Source organism: Candidatus Sungiibacteriota bacterium, from assembly GCA_016432465.1.
Taxonomy (GTDB): domain Bacteria; phylum Patescibacteriota; class Minisyncoccia; order Sungbacterales; family HO2-52-23.
This window is the reverse complement of record CP066690.1, coordinates 567,109-584,261: the sequence shown is the minus strand read 5'-3', so window position 1 is coordinate 584,261 and position 17,153 is coordinate 567,109. Positions and strand designations below refer to the sequence as shown.

Annotated in this window: 18 protein-coding genes, 1 tRNA gene and 2 pseudogenes; 10 read left to right on the top strand and 11 right to left on the bottom strand. The window is 46.5% G+C overall.

From position 1 onward, the window contains the following. Positions 1-130: 130 nt before the first annotated feature. From HYW89_03160 to HYW89_03145, 4 genes are all read right to left on the bottom strand, one after another. Positions 131-355: a hypothetical protein gene (locus tag HYW89_03160; GenBank protein ID QQG44978.1), complete on the bottom strand. Its 225-nt coding sequence runs from the start codon at positions 353-355 to the stop codon at positions 131-133. A 114-nt stretch (positions 356-469) separates the two neighbouring features. Next, positions 470-1,408 carry a DUF58 domain-containing protein gene (locus HYW89_03155; protein ID QQG44977.1) on the bottom strand — a complete coding sequence of 313 codons (939 nt, stop codon included), beginning with the start codon at positions 1,406-1,408 and terminating at the stop codon, positions 470-472. A gap of 8 nt (positions 1,409-1,416) precedes the next feature. Further along, entirely contained in the window at positions 1,417-2,619 is a 1,203-nt protein-coding gene (locus HYW89_03150) for an AAA family ATPase (protein ID QQG44976.1), read from the bottom strand. Between the two features lie 93 nt (positions 2,620-2,712). Continuing rightward, positions 2,713-3,237, bottom strand: a complete 525-nt coding sequence (locus HYW89_03145; protein ID QQG44975.1) for a hypothetical protein — start codon at positions 3,235-3,237, stop codon at positions 2,713-2,715. Positions 3,238-3,313: 76 nt separating this feature from the next. Between HYW89_03145 and dprA the strand changes: the two genes are divergently transcribed. The 5 genes from dprA to HYW89_03120 all read left to right on the top strand — a co-directional run bounded on the left by dprA (position 3,314) and on the right by HYW89_03120 (position 9,329). Then, positions 3,314-4,414 carry a DNA-protecting protein DprA gene (gene dprA / locus HYW89_03140; protein ID QQG44974.1) on the top strand — a complete coding sequence of 367 codons (1,101 nt, stop codon included), beginning with the start codon at positions 3,314-3,316 and terminating at the stop codon, positions 4,412-4,414. Next, positions 4,414-6,441: a type I DNA topoisomerase gene (topA, locus tag HYW89_03135; GenBank protein QQG44973.1), complete on the top strand. Its 2,028-nt coding sequence runs from the start codon at positions 4,414-4,416 to the stop codon at positions 6,439-6,441. Before dprA ends, topA begins: the two co-directional genes overlap by 1 nt. A 187-nt stretch (positions 6,442-6,628) precedes the next feature. After that, positions 6,629-7,180 carry a CRISPR-associated endonuclease Cas2 gene (gene cas2, locus HYW89_03130; GenBank protein ID QQG44972.1) on the top strand — a complete coding sequence of 184 codons (552 nt, stop codon included), beginning with the start codon at positions 6,629-6,631 and terminating at the stop codon, positions 7,178-7,180. Between the two features lie 71 nt (positions 7,181-7,251). Further along, positions 7,252-7,476 carry a hypothetical protein gene (locus HYW89_03125; GenBank protein ID QQG44971.1) on the top strand — a complete coding sequence of 75 codons (225 nt, stop codon included), beginning with the start codon at positions 7,252-7,254 and terminating at the stop codon, positions 7,474-7,476. A 113-nt stretch (positions 7,477-7,589) separates the two neighbouring features. Next, positions 7,590-9,329, top strand: coding sequence for a bifunctional (p)ppGpp synthetase/guanosine-3',5'-bis(diphosphate) 3'-pyrophosphohydrolase (locus tag HYW89_03120; GenBank protein QQG44970.1), 1,740 nt, complete (start codon positions 7,590-7,592; stop codon positions 9,327-9,329). 48 nt (positions 9,330-9,377) lie between these two features. On the opposite strand, the gene HYW89_03115 is transcribed toward HYW89_03120, so the two are convergent. Beyond that, positions 9,378-10,382: a ParB/RepB/Spo0J family partition protein gene (locus tag HYW89_03115; GenBank protein ID QQG44969.1), complete on the bottom strand. Its 1,005-nt coding sequence runs from the start codon at positions 10,380-10,382 to the stop codon at positions 9,378-9,380. Positions 10,383-10,464: 82 nt separating this feature from the next. After that, positions 10,465-11,241: a ParA family protein gene (locus tag HYW89_03110; GenBank protein ID QQG45764.1), complete on the bottom strand. Its 777-nt coding sequence runs from the start codon at positions 11,239-11,241 to the stop codon at positions 10,465-10,467. Between the two features lie 88 nt (positions 11,242-11,329). Between HYW89_03110 and HYW89_03105 the strand changes: the two genes are divergently transcribed. Beyond that, positions 11,330-11,415: transfer RNA gene (locus HYW89_03105), tRNA-Leu, on the top strand. A gap of 101 nt (positions 11,416-11,516) precedes the next feature. Here the strand turns inward: HYW89_03105 and HYW89_03100 are convergent. Continuing rightward, positions 11,517-12,146, bottom strand: a complete 630-nt coding sequence (locus HYW89_03100) for an N-methyl-D-aspartate receptor NMDAR2C subunit (GenBank protein QQG44968.1) — start codon at positions 12,144-12,146, stop codon at positions 11,517-11,519. A 164-nt stretch (positions 12,147-12,310) separates the two neighbouring features. On the opposite strand from HYW89_03100, the gene HYW89_03095 reads away from it, so the two are divergent. The 4 genes and pseudogenes from HYW89_03095 (at position 12,311) to HYW89_03080 (ending at position 14,066) form a co-directional block, all read left to right on the top strand. Then, positions 12,311-12,766: a hypothetical protein gene (locus HYW89_03095; GenBank protein QQG44967.1), complete on the top strand. Its 456-nt coding sequence runs from the start codon at positions 12,311-12,313 to the stop codon at positions 12,764-12,766. Between the two features lie 85 nt (positions 12,767-12,851). After that, positions 12,852-12,995 (top strand): annotated as a pseudogene (locus tag HYW89_03090) (iron-sulfur cluster assembly scaffold protein). Next, positions 12,972-13,699: pseudogene (locus tag HYW89_03085) on the top strand (iron-sulfur cluster assembly accessory protein). Before HYW89_03090 ends, HYW89_03085 begins: the two co-directional pseudogenes overlap by 24 nt. Before the next feature lie 10 nt (positions 13,700-13,709). Beyond that, positions 13,710-14,066 (top strand): iron-sulfur cluster assembly accessory protein, encoded by a 357-nt coding sequence (locus HYW89_03080; GenBank protein ID QQG44966.1) that lies wholly within the window; start codon positions 13,710-13,712, stop codon positions 14,064-14,066. Positions 14,067-14,083: 17 nt separating this feature from the next. On the opposite strand, the gene HYW89_03075 is transcribed toward HYW89_03080, so the two are convergent. The 4 genes from HYW89_03075 to HYW89_03060 form a co-directional block, all read right to left on the bottom strand. Beyond that, positions 14,084-14,638: a phosphatase PAP2 family protein gene (locus HYW89_03075; GenBank protein QQG44965.1), complete on the bottom strand. Its 555-nt coding sequence runs from the start codon at positions 14,636-14,638 to the stop codon at positions 14,084-14,086. Next, positions 14,635-15,468 (bottom strand): bifunctional 5,10-methylenetetrahydrofolate dehydrogenase/5,10-methenyltetrahydrofolate cyclohydrolase, encoded by an 834-nt coding sequence (locus HYW89_03070; GenBank protein ID QQG44964.1) that lies wholly within the window; start codon positions 15,466-15,468, stop codon positions 14,635-14,637. The genes HYW89_03075 and HYW89_03070 overlap by 4 nt, the downstream gene beginning before the upstream one ends. Before the next feature lie 76 nt (positions 15,469-15,544). Continuing rightward, positions 15,545-15,874 carry a hypothetical protein gene (locus HYW89_03065; GenBank protein ID QQG44963.1) on the bottom strand — a complete coding sequence of 110 codons (330 nt, stop codon included), beginning with the start codon at positions 15,872-15,874 and terminating at the stop codon, positions 15,545-15,547. An 8-nt stretch (positions 15,875-15,882) separates the two neighbouring features. Beyond that, positions 15,883-17,145 carry a serine hydroxymethyltransferase gene (locus tag HYW89_03060; GenBank protein QQG45763.1) on the bottom strand — a complete coding sequence of 421 codons (1,263 nt, stop codon included), beginning with the start codon at positions 17,143-17,145 and terminating at the stop codon, positions 15,883-15,885. Positions 17,146-17,153 lie beyond the last annotated feature (8 nt).

The window sequence follows — 17,153 nt, the reverse complement described above, 5'->3', positions numbered from 1 at the left end:
CCCTGCGGTTGGTTATTGAAAAAGCAAAAGTGTCATGGGTCATGGGGCGTAAGAATAAAAAATAGCCATCCTATCTTGATGGCTATGCTGGAAAAGAAGAACGAGAACACAGGCTAGATATACCGTGCCACTATATACAACCTCCACCGAAGATCATACAGCCCATTCCATTAGATACTATTCTAGGATTATCTGGATTACCAACCACCGACAAAATCTCTCCCCGTACGTACGACGAACTTATAAGACCCTTAAAAACAAAAGTTTGACCCTCTTTGAAATAAAAGATGGTATGATTTTCAAGATATTCAACTCTATCAAACTCTCCGCAAACAAGCTCTTTTTCAGGCGGCATTGCTTCTCCTTGTGAAGCGACGATGGAACTGTTAGCATCTTAGCACAGAAAGCACCATATTGTCAAGTATACACACGCTTTAACAAAAATACTCCACCTCGTGGCGGAGTAAATTTATGGTGTATATAGTCTTGCCAGTTCGTTTAAAATCACATCTGGACCACCGGCGTGAATCCAGACCATGGGTATGTTAAGCGCAAGCGCGGTCCTTTTCCAGAGCTCTTCCAACTTCCGGCCGCGATCCGTAAACTTCTTAGTATTTTTTCTGGTAAACCGCACCAGACCCCTGCTTTGGTCCTCCGAATCTGTAAATGGCACAAACCCGCGCAGGTCCAAAAACTCTTTCCAACAGGGGGCAACTCCAAGAAACGCAAGATCGGTTGACTCACCCGAAGAAATAACACTGGCCGTAAACTGTTTTAACGCTCCATAGCCCTCAAGGTGCGCCTCGCCCCTGCGCGTAAACTTGACTCCGGCGTCGGAGAAAAGAAAATCTGAAACAAATAAAACGCGGGTGTTGACAAGCTGCGGCAGACGCATGACTTCCCCGGAAAATCTTGTCAGGGAAGTTGCTTGTCCTGAAATTCTGCCGGGTTCATCCCAGAGGCGTAAAAGAAAAGGTATTACTTCTTCTGCGGTGTAAAGCGGCTCGGAAAAAATTTTTTGTTTATCGCCGTTTACCACGGCCAAGCGCAACGGATCACGTTCTTTTACGGCCGAGAGGGCATAGCATCCAAGAGCCAGCAGAGCCGCCTCGCGCATTCCATAATAATTAAGAGACGGAGAATCATCAAAAACTATAACATAACGAACTTTTTCTTCGGTTAAATTAATCCGCATCAGAGTCTTACCGGTTCTTAAGGTGGCTGCAATATCAATTGCGCGTACATCGTGTCCGGGCTCGTAGGGTCGGTACTCTTTAAATTCTATTCCTTCTCCAATTTGCTTGCTGCGGTGTTCACCAAAAGTAAGGGTCCAGACGCGAAAGGCTGGTTCGCTTAACTCAAATTCCTGCAGTGAGCGCAAAAACATCTCACGGCAAAAACCGTTCATGGTTCCTCTTACTCCTCAATGGGTATAACATCCAAAAGACCGTGCTGGCGCTTATCCGGATCACCTTTTATCAAAATCCTTAAAAAGCGCTCTGGCCCGCCATACTCCATGAGCAGTCCCCGCACCCGGGGGTTAATTACAAAACGATGGTTTACGGCTTCGTAAAAACGCTTCTTGATGTTATACGGCCCGACCACGCGTTCTCCGGCAATACAAGCCAGGGTCTGCGAAGAGTTGCGAAGATGCAAAATGGCTCTGGAGTTCGGGGGAAGTGACAGCAACGGCTCTCCGGCCAACTTCTCCTTTAACTCCGGAAAAAGTCCATGATCCAACGGACTGTAGGTTGCTTCTATAAGCCGCGCCATATACTTTATCATTTTCTCCGGAACTTCTATTTCTCGCGCAATAAAATCTCTGGATTTTAAAATGTCGTCCTCCTCTGTCACTGGCTGCAGGGCCATATCGCGCTGTCCCGGAACAAAGCGGGCAACATCCTCCAGGGTTTGACGCGAAGGAAGAGAAAAGTAAACGTGATAAAGAAATCGATCAAGCTGTGCTTCGGGCAAAGGATAGGTCCCTTCCTGTTCAATGGGGTTCCGGCTAGCTATGGTAAAACAGGGTGTAGGAAGTACTTTGGTAATATTTTTACCATCCTTGTTGAAAGTTACTGCGCCGCTTGACATACGCTGAATTAAAGCCGACTGGGTTTTGGGGGTAGCGCGGTTAATTTCATCAGCCAGAAGTATGTGTCTGAAAACAGGGCCATAGTACGTGAATACCTTATCTCCCTCCAGCACATCAGTAACAATAAGGTCCTGCGGCGTAAGGTCTGGTGTCATCTGCACAAAAGCAAGGGAGAGACCGCTTAACGAAGCCAGAGTCTCTGCCAGATAAGTTTTACCGCCACCCGGAGGACCAGTCAAAAGGATATTTCCGGAAACTACGATACCTTCGGAGAAAACTGTTTCTTTTACAAGCTCATCCCCTTCCTGCCGAAGTTTAACGTGAGTCATCGCCGGTTTGGAGTCGCTGACTGAAAAAAGACCAACCACCACAGAAGTGGCAACACGCTCTAGTTCCCTTCCTACAATCACCGCCCTCAAGCCGTTTAATAACAGATTAACCACCCTGATGACTTCCCGATGCCTTTCGTGCAAAGAGGGATCCTCTTCAAGACTACGATAATAGGCATACCCCTTCTTTCCTGCCATGAGATTCGCCTCACTAAAAAGTGGTAACGATCTTATCTGACCTTACGCTTTTTAACGCAAGAAATCAAATGCCCCGTCAAGGCGGGACATATATTATTGACCACACTTTTTAAATAAAGGACTCTGATGAAATAAATTGCTTCTCCAGCGATAGGCCAGGAAAAAATAAGCATGCAGCCATTCGTGGACCAAACGAGACTCGTCAAAAAGATCCCGACGAATAAAAATATACTTTAGGCCGATAAATCCTTCTACTGCTTCTTTAAAATGGGTTATGGTCTCCGGGGGCAGTACTATAATAGAAACGCTAAGAAGTTTGTCTTCGTCCAGCATATCTGCGACCCCAAGACACGATTTAAGAGTTTCCAAAGACTTATCTACGGTTTTAACCATGCTGGTCCATTCTTCCCAACTAATCTTAACATTGCTCATATTATAAATGGGTATGCCGACAGGATGAACGTAGTAGGAGGTTCCGTGGCGAGGCCAATACTTATAATACTGAAACCCAATTGAGGCCAGTGCGATTACAAATAGTAGTAAAATGAAAAGAGCTATTGCTACTGGCGGTCCCCTCCGTGCGGCATCATAAAGGGGGTTTCGCTCTTTCACGGACACGACGTTTCCTCCTCTGTGGTTTGGCTTTTACTTTAACCTATTTGCTTTGCAAAGAAAAGTATTGTAGAAAAATATTATGCCCAACAGCCGCGACTTAAAGTTTTTGAATGCCCTAAATTCCATACCCAACATTGGGGCGGCAACTTTACGTATGCTAAAAAATAAGTTCGGCTCTTACGAAGCGGCTTGGCGGGCGGAGGGAAAGGACCTAGAATCCGCAGGTCTGCCGACGTTGGCTTTACGCTCTATTCCCTGGAAGCGTCCCTCTATAAACCCGGATAAAGAAATGGAGCGATTGGTCAAGGAAGAAATCTGGGTTTTTACCGATGACCAGCCAGAGTACCCCTCAATATTAAAAGAGATACCAAATCCTCCAGTAATGCTTTACGGACGCGGCGTACCAAACATCCTTAAAAAAGAAAGTCTTTATTTGGCGGTGGTCGGCACCAGGCGTCCCACTACCTACGGATTAGAAGCGACAGAAAAAATCGTGCATGAACTTGCGGTTTCGGGTGTTGTGACTGTCAGCGGACTTGCTACGGGAATTGACTCCAGGGCCCACGAGGCAACCTTAGATGCCAGAGGCGTTACTATTGCGGTGCTTGGCTCTGGTCTTGACCCCAACTCCATATTCCCTCCGGAAAACATTGGGCTGGCACGAAGAATAGCAGAGGCCGGAGGAGCGGTTATTAGCGAGTACTCTCCCGGCACGCCTGCTGTAAAAGAACATTTCCCTATGCGCAACCGCATAATCTCCGGCCTTTCCCGGGGGGTAGTGGTGGTGGAAGCGCGTGAAAAATCGGGGGCACTGATCACGGCCAGACTCGCGCTTGAGCAAAACCGTGACGTCTTTGCTGTACCCGGATCTGTTTTTTCTTTAACCTCTGCGGGTCCGCATGCGCTTATTAAAGAGGGGGCCAAAATTGTCGCCTCGGCCCAAGATATTTTGGAAGAGTACGGAATGGGGTATAATGATAATAAAGAAGGCAAACCGCGGGGTTTGCTGGAAGAACGCGAAAGTATTATTCTTGAACTTTTGGAAGAGCCGCAGAGCGTAGATTTTATAAAAGAAAAAATCGGTTTAGATACCGCCGCCATTGTGGCCTCGCTTTCTCTACTGGAACTTAAAGGGTTTATAAAAAATCTCGGCGGCGACACTTACCAAAAAATGGTTTGATGGCCAATAAGCTTGTCATAGTAGAGTCCCCCACCAAGGCTCATACCATCTCCCGCTTTCTCGGGAGCGATTTTGTAGTTGAATCAAGTTTTGGTCATGTCCGCGACCTGCCAGTTTCAAAACTTGGCGTAGACGTAGACCACAACTTTGAACCGCAGTATGTGATTCCGAGAAAAGCGGCCCCCAACGTGAAAAAATTAAAAACAGAGGCCGCTGAAGCAGAAAAAATTATCTTGGCAACCGACGAAGACCGCGAAGGAGAAGCCATTGCCTGGCACCTTACACAAGCGCTTGAACTTGCTAAATTAAAAATAAAAAATAAAAACCTAAAAACTGAACGTATAGTGTTCCATGAAATTACCAAGCGAGCCATTGAAGACGCATTAAAAAAACCGGGAAATATTAATATGAAGTTGGTTGATGCACAACAGGCACGCAGGGTTCTTGACCGGCTGGTGGGTTATAAACTTTCTCCTTTTTTGTGGAAAAAGGTATACCGGGGACTTTCAGCCGGCAGGGTGCAGTCGGTGGCGGTACGCTTCATTGCTGAACGAGAGCGGGAGATCCATAACTTTAAGCCGGACGAGTACTGGTCGGTTGAAGCACTGCTTGAAACCGGAAATAAAGAACGCTTCAGTGCCGCACTTTTTAAAATCAAAGATGAAACTCTGCAAAAATTTGCCGTAAAAAATAAGGAGGCGGCAGAAAAAATTGTTAAAAGTCTGGAGAATGGAGAATGGGTAGTAAAAAATGTGGAGAAACGCGCTGTCTCCAGAAACCCCATGCCGCCCTTCACCACTTCTACCCTACAGCAAGATGCTTTCCGAAGGCTTGGATTTTCCGCTAAACAAACCATGCGTGTTGCCCAACAGCTTTACGAAGGAGTAGAGCTGGGAGAAGGAGCGGTTGGTCTGATAACCTACATGAGAACTGACTCTGTAAATCTTTCTGAAGAATCTCTTAACGCGGCCCACGATTTTCTTAAAAAAGAAGTCGGGGAAAGCTACACCACGCCCTCTCCGCGGCGCTTTCTAACCAAAACCAAGGGGGCGCAGGAGGCGCATGAAGCCATACGCCCCACAGACCCTTGGCGGACACCCGAGTCAGTAAATAATTTTCTGGACGTACGGCAGTATAAACTTTACGGCCTTATCTGGAGAAGATTTGTGGCCAGCCAGATGCCTCCCGCGGTTTTTGACAGCACGACTATAGATGTAGAGGCCGCACTGGAACATTTTTTCCGCACGACTGGTCAAGTAATGAGGTTTGACGGATTTCTTAAAATATATCCGATAAAATTCGCCGAGGTAACACTGCCCGAACTAAAACCGGAAGAGAGACTTGGCTTGGTGGAACTAAAGCCACTACAGCATTTCACCCAGCCGCCTGCTCGTTTTACTGAAGCTTCACTCGTCAAAACTCTGGAAAAATACGGCATTGGCCGTCCTTCAACTTATGCGCCCATTATCTCTACCATACAGGAACGCGGATATGTGGAGCGCCATGAAAAAAGATATCTTAGACCGACTGACACCGGCTTTTTGGTAAACGATCTCCTGGTCGAGCACTTTCCCGAAATTGTTGATGTGCAATTTACGGCCAAAATGGAAGAAGAACTGGACGAAGTTGCTACTGGTGAAAAAGAATGGCGACCGGTGGTGCAAGAGTTTTATGATCCATTTGCTAAACACTTGGAAGAAAAATACAAAACAGTTAAAAAACACGAGGTGCAGGAAACCACTGATGAGGTTTGCGAACGCTGTGGAAAAGCCATGGTGGTAAAACTCTCGCGCTTTGGAAAATTTTTGGCCTGTTCCGGTTTTCCGGAATGCAAAAATACAAAATCGCTAAAAACCAATGCGGAGCCGGAAAAACTTGACCTGAAGTGCCCCAAGTGCAGCGTTGGCGACATGGTTATACGACGGACAAAACGTGGAAAAGTTTTTTACGGCTGTTCGCGGTATCCCGCCTGTGAGTACGCATCTTGGAAAGACCCTAGAAAAAGTAACGAGGAGAAAACTTCTTAATATATACAAGGGGGCAGCGAGGCTCGCCCGAGTATGATCATGCCTCCTGGGTAGACCCGCGTCTGGATAAAAAATCCAAACTTGCCTTCCTTGCTATTTACATTCCGTGCCACGCCCATTATAATTTTATTACAACATTCCTAGCGATCGTTTATAATGTTGTAATAAAATATGCTGGGGAAATATCATGAAAAAGGTGTTAAAATCCATAACACGCGCTCTTCTTGATCAGCTGGCAGAAGCTGGACCGCTTATGATCGACGCCTTCTTCCCTAAATACTACCCGGGTACGGGATTAATCCGCGGTTTGTTCGGACTCGACCACGTACGATACTCCTCCGTCCCCGAAGCCAAACACTCGCTTTCAAGTATTCTAAATCGCCTCAAAAGAGAAGGTTTGGTGGTATGTGCGGGTCCTAAGAAAAAAGCAAGGTGGCGCATCACCAAGAAAGGGCTGCACAAGTTAAAAGATACAAAACCGGCAGAACCAAGGATGACGCATATACTCCCACCCGCTGACGGCCTGACGCGTCTTGTTACCTTTGATATCCCCGAGGACGAGAAAGAAAAACGCTCGTGGCTGCGTAAGGAACTTCTAGCCTGCGGATTCGAGCCGCTTCAAAAAAGCGTTTACATTGGGAAACGCCCCCTGCCCGAAACGCTTATTAAAAGTATTGACGCCCGCCGTATGAGCAAATATATCCATATCGTATCGCTCAGTGCGACTGGCACAATTTAGAGAGAAAAAGTTTATTACAACATCTAAAACGATCGATATAAATGTTGTAATAAGTAAAAAGGGGGAAATACGTGCAGGTAGAAATAACATGCCCTTGGTTTGTGGAGTCTGTAGAGGCTATGATTACTTTTATCCAGCAGGCCATTGAAAAGGCGCGCGGCCCAGAGGTCGGCGGAAAGTATACGCCCGAACGTCTTGGAAAATGCGCTTTTTTGAAGGAGGTCATCGGGGGCCGTCTTTTGGAACCTGACGAATATATCACAATTCATCGGGCAGTCCCGGACAAAGAGCAATAAGCCAAGAGCGATTGACTGGTCCTTCAGCAGAACCGGTTTTTTATAACTAAGGGCTTGTTGCGAAATACGCCTTCGTAACGAAACTTGAAAAAATTAAGTTTTTGGGCTAAAATATGCGCAAGATGACGATCAATAATCTCCTGGAAAAAATAAAGATTCAGGCGCAGTCGGACGAAAGTTTGGAAACCGTCAAAAAGGCTTATGAGTTAGCCTACCAAGCCCACCAAGGACAAACCCGGAAATCTGGTGAGCCTTATATTACTCATCCCTTGGTCGTGGCTTTGTATCTTGCGGAGTTGAAACTTGACACAACCACTATTGTTGCAGCACTACTGCATGATGTTTGTGAAGATACCACCTGCAGCAAAGAAGTCATCCGGAAAAGTTTTGGTGAAGATGTTGCGTTTTTAGTGGAGGGCGTCACCAAACTTGACAAAATACGCTATAAAGGCACAGAAAGATCGGCCGAGTCTTTAAGAAAAATGTTTCTTGCGGTGGCTGAAGATATACGCGTTGTACTAATCAAATTACTTGACCGCCTCCACAACGTGGAAACCTTAAATTCTATGGCGCCGGAAAAACAACGACGTATTGCTTTAGAAACCATGGAGATCTATGCGCCGCTTGCCTATAGGCTAGGTATCAAAGAACTTTCAGGAAAACTAGAAGACTTGGCTTTTCCTTACGTTTACCCTAAAGAATACGAATGGCTAATGAAAGCCACCAAAGAAAAATACGAGGACTGGGACAATTACGTAAGAGGGGTCAAACCAAAACTAGCTGGTGTCCTCATTGAAGAGCACATATCCTTTCTTGACATACATGCGCGGGCAAAACACTACTATAGTCTGTATAAAAAGCTTCTGAAAAATGACATGGACATCAATAAAATCACCGACATTGTGGCGCTACGCGTTATTGTTCCTACCGTTGAGGATTGTTATTCCACTCTCGGAGTAGTGCACAAAACATGGAGGCCCGTGCCCGGAAAAATTAAAGACTATATTGCTATGCCCAAACCCAATGGTTATCGTTCTCTCCATACCACTGTTTTTGGGCCGGAGGAACGGCCAATAGAAATCCAGATGCGAACGCCGGAGATGCACGAGGAAGCAGAACACGGTATTGCCGCCCACTGGGCTTATTCAGAGTTTAAACGCAAAAATCCGGCGGCCTACGCAAAGGAGCAGGCGTCTTTTATGAACCAACGTCAATTTTCTTGGATCAGACAGCTCAAAGAATGGCAGAAAGAATTTGAGAAGCCGGACGAATTTTTGGAGTCACTAAAAATTGATTTTTTCAAAAACAGAATTTTTGTCCTGACACCGAAGGGTGACGTGCTGGATCTTCCCGAGGGATCAACGCCCATTGACTTTGCCTACCACGTCCATACTGACGTAGGGAACACTGCTGCCGGCGCCAAAGTAAACGGAAAAATGGTTGCTCTTGATTATGTTTTAAAAAATAGGGACGTGGTGGAAATTTTAACCCAAAAAAACAAAAGACCAAGCTCGGACTGGCTTGGTTTTATAAAAAGTCCGCAGGCCCGAAAACGCATTGCTTCTTTTTTAAAAAAGAAACGTCAGGACGAAGTTTTTGGGAAACGGACCAGCGAAATTGTGGAACTAAGTCTTACGATAAAAGACCGGGTGGGGCTTTTGCGTGACGTCACCAACGTTTTGGCCAAACAAAAAATCAATATCAAAAGAGTAGACACCGACACCAAAAACCAAACTTGGGCCAAGATAACTATTCAGGCCCCGTTTAAAAACCGCATCCAAATTGAACGCGTAATGGTGAGGCTGAAGGAGGTGAAAGGGGTGGAGGAGGTGGGGTACAGGCTGACTTCCTAAAAAACTTATTTTAATAATCAACGTCCGATCGGTGTCTGGATGACCAGATTATGCTTCTCTAATCAGTTTGCCAAGTATTCCCCTAAGTTCTTCTTCGGAATAAAACTCCACCACGATTTTTCCGCGCTCGCCGATTTTTTGAAGCTGGACTTTGGTGCCTAGTTTTTCCTCAAGTCTATTTTTCCACTCGCGCATCTCCGGATCTTGAACCGCAGCAGGACGTCTGCGCGGAACAAAAACTTTTCCGCTTACTTGGCGCGCTTTGTTTTCCGCCTCGCGAACTGTGAGGCGATCCATAACCACGGCGTTATAAACTTCAGATTGTTTAGTCGGGTCGTCACCGACAATTAAAACGGCCCGAGCGTGCCCTTCGGTAATTTTGCCTGCGTGCAATGCTTCCTGAATTTCGTTGGGAAGAGCAAGAAGACGTATGGTGTTAGCTACAAACTCCCGGGACTTACCAACCCTTTCTCCAATTTCTCTCTGTACCAGATGAAACTCATCAATAAGCTGTTTAAAAGCCCTCGCGCGCTCCAGGGGATTTAAGTCCTCACGTTGTACGTTTTCAATCAAAGCCAATTCCAGCTTGAGACGATCGTCCGGCATCCCCCGACGAATCACTGCGGGGATCTGGGTCAGTCCTGCCAAGCGTGCCGCACGCCAACGCCTTTCTCCCGCAATCAACTGATAACGGACGTCAATACCGCCTGGGGTTTCTATTTCTCTTTTGGTTACTAAAATTGGCTGTAGCACGCCGTGCTCCCGAATAGAACCGGCCAGATCTTTAAGGGTGGACTCTTCAAATTCGCGTCGCGGCTGAAACGGATTGGGTTCTATTTTTTCGACCTCAATCCAGAAAACAGAATCGCTCCGCCGCGGTGTAAAATGGTCTTCGTAACTTAATCGTGATCCCTCTCCAAGGCTAGATAATTTTGGTTTTTGCTTCTCCGCCGAAGGCAGAACTGCTTCCGATGTATCAAAATTTTCCGGCATTTCTTCCGGTGGCTTATCTGGTATTAAAGACTCAAGACCCCTTCCTAAAGACTCTGGCATTAAACAGCGCGGTACACGAGACATAAGACAAAAAACATGCAAAAAGAAATCTACATGTAGCTTGTCGCGTATCTCTTGTCGCTTATATATTTCTAACTCCTTCTAGTCTCAACACTTCTTCGGCAAGCTGCCGATACGCCTTGGCGCCATGTGAATAAGGCTCATAATGCAAAATTGTTTTCCCAAAAGAAGGCGCCTCGGCCAAGCTGACATTTCTTGGAATTACAGCCTCAAATACGTATCCGGGAAATTTGCGGCGAATTTCTTTGGCCACTGCCCGATGCAAGCGTGATTTTCTGTCATACATGGTAAGTAACGCACCCATAATCGCAATTTTTGTTTTCAGATTGGTGTTAACAAGCTGTATGGTATGCAAAAGATCGGCCAAACCCTCCAGGGCGTAATACTCGCACTGTACCGGGATAATAGTTTTTTGCGCGGCGGTTAGGGCGTTAATAGTGAGGAGGCCGAGACTGGGCGGCGAATCAATCACAATAAAATCATATTTTCTGCGTAGTGGCTCAAGGACTTCCTTTAGTCTATACTCCCGATGCCTCATGTCAATAAGTTCAATGGCTGCTCCGGCGAGTGCCGATGCCGAAGGAATAATGTCCACCGACAGTACACCCGTTTTCTTTATAACGGTATCAATGGGGTTCTTTCCTATAAGAACATGGTAAATATTCTTATCTAACTTTCGCGGGTTTATGCCAAAACCCGAGGTCGTATTGGCCTGCGGATCAATATCAACCACCAGCACTCTTTTTCCGAGTGCCGCCAGAAAAACAGCCAGATTCTGCACCGTGGTACTTTTTCCCACACCGCCCTTTTGGTTACAGAGAGAAATAATACGAGCCATCATCTCTACAATACTCAAAGAATAATTTTATTTCAACACACAAATGTTGCGATTTTTATGGTTCTGGTTTATAATAATAGGTGGCGGTGCCCGGGTGGCGGAATGGCATACGCGGTGGACTCAAAATCCACTGGTCGCAAGACCTTGAGAGTTCAAGTCTCTCCCCGGGCACCAGTAAGGAATTTGCAGTCCGGAGGAGGCCGCCATCTACGCCAACCGGCAGATCTGTTAAATTTGATATAAAAAAACACCGCAGCACGTTAGTGCTGCGGCTATTACTGTTCCCGAGGTTTTGTGAGCACGCGTATTAAATTCCTGCGGGCCTGTTTCTCGTATTTTTCTTGGAAAAAATTGGTTAAATAAATCGTGGGTCGGGAGAAAAATGATTTAAAAATCTGTGACCGGACTTCAGCAAAAAGAGCATCTGGAACCCACCAGTATTCTCTGCGTATCTCCTCGCCATGCTTCTCAAATACATCTTCCGGCAGACCAAGACTGGATAGATCAATATCAACAACAAGCTGCGCATCGAAATCTGCGGGAGGAGCATCGTGTTTAGTTTTAAGTATCAGGCGGACAACTTCCTGCACAAAAGTATCTGGAACCAACGCACTTCTTAATACCCGGGCCGCCAGCTCGGCGCTTTTCTCTTCGTTGTCTTTAGCCTTAGCAACATAAATTGCGTCGTGGTACCAAAGTGCCATCTCTACCGCATTCGGACTTCTGGCAAAGTGCCAGACTGCATCAAACTCCTTTAGGCAATGTTCAATGTGGGCTAACGTGTGATAACAACGGTGGGGTTGAGAATACAGCCCGACAAGCTGCTCATACGGCGGTTCCGGATCACCTTGCGCTTTTATGCGCCACCAAAGCGCACGCCACTCTTTTCTGTTCGGATCGCTCACAATCCTCCTCCGTTAATTTTTCGGGTTCTAAAATATAATACCACGGGGTGTTTAATTTTGCAAGGGTTCGGGGGGGGATAATACCAGCTGTGGATATCCTGTGGTTGATCCCCGAGGTTCCGTCTTGTAGTTTACTTATAGATCTTTTGTTCTTGGGAAAACCCATGAGGGAATTTCTTCTCTACTGCGCAGGACCTATTACCGGTGTCTCTTTCGAGGGATGTACAGAATGGCGTGAATATGTAGCCAAAAAACTTCCTGCCCACATAAAAGCGGTCTCACCCATGCGGGGCAAAAATTATCTTGCCAAAGAAAAATTAGTTAAAGACTCTTATGCCCAACACCCCTTAGGCTCCCCAAAAGGCATCACCTGCCGGGATCGGATGGATGTCATGCGCTGTGACCTGCTGCTGGTAAACCTACTTGGCGCCGCCAAGGTTTCCATCGGAACAGTGATGGAAATCGCTTGGGCAGATATGTTGAGGAAACCGATAGTTATTGTCATGGAAAAAGAAAACATTCATAGTCATGCCATACTTCGCGAAGCTGCCGGATTCATTGTTGAGACGCTCGACGAAGCAGTAGAAATAGCTATTGCCGTATTATCGCCGACACTTTAAATATTAAATGGGGCCAGACACGTTCTGGCTTTTTTGTTGTTTTATGATATTTTAGTAGGTAGTCCTCTGACTAAGGAAGGTTAACATGGCATACAGCGACAAGGTGATTGAGCACTACAATAACCCTCGTAACGTAGGAAGTTTTGCCAAGACCGAAGAGAACATAGGAACCGGCATTGTAGGGGCACCGGAATGCGGGGACGTAATGAAATTGCAAATTAAGGTTATCTTTGCCCATCAATGTACGGAATGCCAGCATACTTGGGCAGCGTCAAGTCAGGAAAGCGCCTGCCCCAACTGTTCGGGCACGGCACTAAATACTGAACAGCTGATTATAGATGCTAAATTTAAAACTTTCGGCTGTGGATCGGCCATTGCTTCTTCCAGTCTAGTTACCGAGTGGGTAAAAGGTAAGACGCTTAAGGAAGCTTCTCAAATCAAAAATGCCGAGGTGGCTTCTTATCTTAGTCTGCCTCCGGTAAAAATTCACTGCTCGGTTCTGGCTGAAGGCGCCATCAAAGCCGCTATAGAGGACTGGAAGAAAAAGCAAAAAGTCACAACTCCCGTCCCCGAGCCGCCCGAGGAGAGTTAGGAGTGGCCATCACTGTTTCGGAACTAGCCGCAGCACAAATTAAAAAATTGATTGAGACGCAAGGTCTGGGAGAAAATCCCGAAGCGGGACTGCGTATTGGAGTCAGGGGCGGCGGCTGTTCGGGTCTTACTTACACCATAAGGGTGGAGACCCAGAAACGTGCCGGTGATAAAATCTTCGGAGAGGACAAGGGCGTGAGGGTATATGTGGACCTTAAAAGTTTTATTTACCTGAATGGAACGGAGCTTGATTTTGAGCAGACCCTGATGTATAGTGGCTTTAGGTTCCGCAACCCCAACGTCAAAAAAACCTGCGGTTGCGGGGAGTCTTTCACCGTATAAGGAGGGTAGGATGATCACCATAACGGAACTGGCGCTGCGGAAAATAAAAGAGATCTTCGCTCTGCAAAATAAGGACTTCCGTACCACCTTTCTTTTTATAACAGTAATAAGCGGCGGCTGCAGCGGTTTTTCCTACGAAATGGATCTGACGGACACACAAACTGAAAGGGACCAAGTTTATGAATTTAAATTACCTGACGCCTCGCCGGAAGATCCCCCGCTTAAAGTAGTAATACCCACTGCCCACTCTGAACACTTAAGGGGTTCGGAGATTGACTATCTGATATCCGAAGGCGGAGAGGCCTTTTTCTTCCGCAACCCCAACGCCAAATCCACCTGCGGCTGTGGCCACTCCTTCGAAGCGTAGAGCAAAAAAAGCGACTCTTAGAGAGTCGCGCTTTTTATCTTTAAAATTTTACCAAGCAACCACGCTGTTAATATGCCCACCGCCGCAGCGCCCAAAATATCGCTTGGCCAGTGAACTCCGGCCGCCACGCGCCCCAAACCAACAGAAAATGCCGCGAGGAAAAATAAAATACTTGTTTTAGGGTAATAAAATGAAACTGCGGCTGCAATAGCAAAAGCAAAAGTAGCGTGTCCCGAAGGAAAAGAACCCCCACCCGTATGTTCTACAATCTGCCGCACCTCTTCCAAAACCTCAAAGGGTCGGGGGCGATTATAAATAAACCGGACCAGTTCGGTAACCGCAAACCGCGCGAGCAGGGCAGAAAAAATAGCAAAAACTACCAACCCTAAATTACGTCTTCTCTTGTCGCGAAATCGTATCCAAAGAGTAAAAATAAAAAAAAGAAGCAGGGCCGCTATTACAATATAAAGAAACCAAACGGCGCGAAATCTTATCGCCCAGTCAAAAAAAGTAGAAGTGCCAACCCACGAATTTAACCAACGAAAGACTACAATATCAAGTTGCTGTATCATGATTTTTGGATTTTCGCGAGGGTTACAAGGTTTTTAAAAAGCATGGCTACAGTGAGCGGCCCGATGCCTCCCGGAACCGGCGTAATATATGAAGCTTTTTTTGACACAGACTTAAAGTCAACATCCCCCACCAGCCGCCCCGCAGATTCAGAGGTACCGGCATCAATAACTATAACACCGTTTTTTACCATATCACCTCGTATAAACCCGGGTTTGCCAACGCCGGTAATCAAGATTCCAGCCTTAGAGATTAATTCTTCGGGGTGCGGGGTTCTTTCTTCCACAACAGTAAAAGTTGCTTTCTTGCCCAAAAGCCAAAGTGCCGTTGGCTTCCCCACTAAATTTCCTGCCCCTACTATAACGACAGATTTTTGCTGGTAGTCAATTTGGTATTCCTCCAAAAGAAATTTTAGGGCGCCCACCACGGGCGGAATAATAGGACTTTGGCCGACCGCAAAATTACCAATTGCGCGCGCCGAGAGCATATCAATATCTTTCTCGGGTGTTACGGAGTTTAAAATATAAGGGGTATTAATATGCGTCGGCAGCGGAAGTTGAATTATCACTCCCGTATTTTTCTTCTCGTGCACAATTTCAAATAAACGCTTACGAAGCTCGTTGGTGGTTATTTTTTCATCAAAAGGATAAATTCTAACACCGGCGCCTATTTGATCGGCGGCTTTCTTTTTTTGCTCAATGAATTTTTTGACAACGGGATTTTCGCCCACAACAACGATGGCCAACCGTAGTTTCTTTTTTGTGGCCGTTGTTTCTTGTTTGACTTCGTCTAGTATTTTTTGCGAAAGCTTTTTCCCGTCAAGTAAAATCATGAACTAATTATGCCCTAAAAATAAAAAAATGGAAGCGCGCGGGCTTCCAACTACTTAGTGACGGGCTTAAAATCGCTTAGTGGCCCAGTAAAAGATCAAGGGTACTATCCCACTCTACAATATGAGGACGGTTAAACTTTGGCATTTCCTTTGTCTTAAGTCCAACGATCCCATAACGCTCCATAAGAATTTGATATTGTCGGCTTCCTGTCACCAACTCCCGTGCCTCTGCTTGATCTTTTGCCAATACTTTGCACCCCACAGAAATTGTATCATAAACACGAAAGGGGCTCGGAAAATCTGCGCAGACGTAGAAAAGCTTTAATTCTTCGGTGGAGGAAGCCTGATCACATGCAAAACCAGAATGCATATTGCCGTGCACAGGACATTTCGTATCTAAACCCATATTCCCTCCTATGTCGGGAACCGCTTGCAAAGGCGATGCACTGCCCTTAGTGTACCATACGGGACGGTGGTGGTCAATACTTGATAAATTAGCTGCGCCACCTCCTGCATTTCTCCCTCTTTCATGCCTCTTGTCGTTAACGCCGGAGTGCCAATTCTGATCCCTGAGGGATCAAACGGAGAACGGGTATCATACGGAATGGTGTTGCGATTTACAATAATCCCCGCCTTTTCCAGCCGATCCTGCGCTTCCCGACCGGAAATACCAAGGACCGTAAGGTCAATAAGCATAAGGTGATTGTCGGTTCCGCCCGAAACCAGACGAAATCCAAGTTTTTGCAATTCAGCCGCAAGGGCTTTGGCATTTTTTACAATCTGGTGAGCGTATTTTTTAAAGGCCGGTTTTGCCGCCTCCCCAAGGGCCGCGGCAATAGCTGCGGTCTGATGATCGTGCGGTCCGCCCTGCAGTCCGGGAAATACGGCCTTATCAACAGCAGCAGCAATGTCCATCCCTTGCTTTCTAGCAACTTCGGATTCGCGATTCACAAAGATTATTGCGCCTCTGGGGCCGCGTAGGGTTTTATGGGTAGTGGTCATAACCACATCAGCGTGCGGAAACGGCGAGGGATGCACACCTCCGGCAATAAGTCCTGCAATATGCGAGATATCGGCCAGAAAATACGCCCCCACCTCATGCGCTATTCTGCCAAATTTCTCAAAATCTATAACCCGCGGGTAAGCGGTGGCGCCGGCAACAATAATTTTGGGCCTCTCGCGCTCGGCAAGTTGTCTGATTTCCTCATAATTAATGTAGCCATCACGGCCCACGCCGTATTGAACCGGCGTCCAGAGTTTACCGGTTATGCTTACTTTCCATCCGTGAGTTAAATGCCCGCCAAAAGGAAGAGCCATGCCCATTAATTTCTCGCCAACCGGAACCAGAGCTTGATAAATTGCTAAATTGGCCGGTGAGCCCGAATAGGGCTGGACATTAACGTGCCAATGTTCCCCAAGTCTAAAAACCTTTCTTGCCCGACGCTGAGCCAATAACTCAATCTCATCAATAATTTTATTCCCCGCGTAATATCTTTTCCCGGGGTATCCTTCGGAGTATTTATCCGTCAGCCGTGACCCCAACGCCTCAAGTACCGCAGGAGAAATAATATTTTCAGAAGGAATTAAATTAAGCGTCTTACGCTGGCGCTTAACTTCTGCCGCAAGAAACTTAGCAAGTTGCGGGTCATGTTTTTTGAGGTTGCGAAATCCGTTCATGTTTTTTG